Consider the following 2,425-nt stretch of genomic DNA (forward strand, 5'->3'; position numbering starts at 1 on the left):
ATGCCAAGGTACACCGCCGCCAGAACCGCATGACAAGGATCTGTATTGTTCTGGCGGTGTTTCTGGTGACTTCCATCCTTTCGATGGCGGAGATGTGGGCCCAATCCGAATTGACAGCAATGCGCAGAAATCATGGGGATTGGCACATTGCCCTGCAAAATCTGCCGGAAAATGAAATAGAGGAAATCATAAAACGTTCTGATGTCGCCTATTCTTCATGGTACAGCGAGATAAACGAAAATGCGGATCAAGGGTATTATGTGGGCGATAAAAATGTGGTTATCTATGGTGCCGAGGAAGCATACCTTACAGACATTAGGAAGTACCCGGCCGACGGTTCTTATCCACAGACGGAAAGCGAAGTTGCTTTAAGCGCAGAGGCAAAAGAACTTTTTGGTGTCAACATTGGCGATCAGGTCGTTCTCCATTCGCCTGCCGGAGATTTTGCATATACCATTTCTGGATTTTATGAAGATGATATAGAGTTCAATAATATGATCCAGGGATGCTGTGTGTATATAAACCGAACGGCCTTTGATGAAATCAGCAGCAAAAATGAGGCCAACACAGTTTCGCAGTTTTATATCCGTTTTTCCAAAGAGACCGGATTGAAGGAGAGAATCGCTGATCTGAAAGAGCAGTATCATCTTGCGGATGAAAATGTTCGTGAGAATACAGCGGTTCTGGGCCTTCTGGGGGCCAGCAGCAGCGAGACCTTTAATGGGCTGTATCCGCTCGCAGCCGTTTGTATAGCCATCATACTGGCGGCAGGCGTGTTGATGATCTCAGGCTGCATGAACAGCAATGTGGCGCAGCGGACAAGTTTTTTTGGTATGCTGCGTTGTATAGGCGCAAGCAAACAGCAGATCGCAAATTATGTCAGGCTTGAGGCGCTGAACTGGTGCAAGTCAGCGATCCCGATCGGGTGTGCGCTCGGTACGGTGATGTGCTGGATATGCTGCGCGATCCTGCGGTTCTTTGTAAAAGGAGAATTGGCGGATATGCCGCTTTTTGCAGTGAGTCCGGCGGGCATCCTCTGCGGAGCATTGGTCGGTATCATTACTGTTTTGATTGCTGCGAATTCCCCCGCGAAACAGGCGGCAAAGGTTTCTCCGGCAGCGGCAGTAACCGGAAATACAGAGGAAGCCCAAAAAATCGTCCATGCAGCCAATACAAAACTTTTCAGGATGGAAACATCTCTTGGAATCAGCCATGCAACAAGAAGGAAGAAAAACCTGTTCCTGATGACAGGCTCCTTTGCCCTTACGATCATATTGTTCTTGACATTTTCCGCCTGCCTTGATGTGGTCAATAAGCTGCTTCCATCCGTAGTAAGCGAATTTACGCCAGATATTACGATTGCAAGTGAAAATGACACGAATTCCATAGACAGGGACCTTTTGAACGCGATCGAGCAGGTAGAAGGTGTGGACTGGGTTTTTGGCTTTGGGTTATATGCAGCGTATCCCGCGGAAGTAAACGGCAACGAGACGACCATTGATCTGTTCTCCCATGATGAGCAGCTGCTCGATAAGTTCAAAAATTCGGTAGTAAGCGGCGATATAGAGAAGGTGTATGGAGACGGGAACTATGCGATGGCGGTATATAATCAAAGCAATCGCCTGAGTGTGGGAGATAAAGTCAAAATCGGAGATCAAGAGGTTGAGATCGCTTGCGTCACATCGGAAGGCATTGGAAGTGTCAGCGATGCAGCAACCGTGGTATGTTCTGAAGAAACATTTACCCGCCTGACAGGAGACAACGGATTTGTTACGTTGGGGGTCGTACTGCAAAAAGATGCGCCCGAAGCAGCCGTAAGGGAAATCTATGATTTGGCAGCGGGAAATGTTGTGTCAGATAACCGGGAATCCAACAGCGAAACCAATGGCTCTTATTGGGTATTCCGTATTGCCGCATACGGTTTTCTGGCGATTATTTCCTTAATAACCGTGTTGAATATTATGAACAGCATTTCCATGAGCGTATCCGCAAGGATCAAGCAATATGGGGTAATGCGTGCTGTGGGAATGGGCAGTCAACAGGTCACAAAGATGATAACCGCGGAAGCGGCCACCTACGCCGTTTGTGGAACCGTTACCGGAATTGCATTGGGGCTGTTATTCCATTATTGGATTTATATTAAAGTGATCATAACGCATTTTGGCGGTGGCTGGAACATCCCATTTGGCACGATCGGAATCATAATTTTGCTGGTCGTGTTTTCCTGTATCGCTGCAGTCCATGGTCCTGCCAAACGTATGCGGAACATGGCGATCACCGATACCATCAACGAATTGTAACGGCGCGGACGCCGTAACACGCAAGCACGCCCCTTCCCGGCGGAAATGCCCGGGAGGGGGCGTGTTTTGGTTTGTTAGCTTTAGCGCAAAGACACCCCCCGGCTCTGCCGGGGAGTGTAAAAAAA

1 protein-coding gene is annotated in these 2,425 nt (G+C 48.5%); it reads left to right on the forward strand.

The window, feature by feature from the left end; all coding sequences use genetic code 11:
* Positions 1 to 2,300: ABC transporter permease (locus Q0526_RS05730; RefSeq protein ID WP_298731498.1), on the forward strand; the 2,300-nt coding region annotated here is incomplete at its 5' end.
* Positions 2,301 to 2,425: the final 125 nt, after the last annotated feature.

This window comes from uncultured Subdoligranulum sp. (assembly GCF_937890665.1).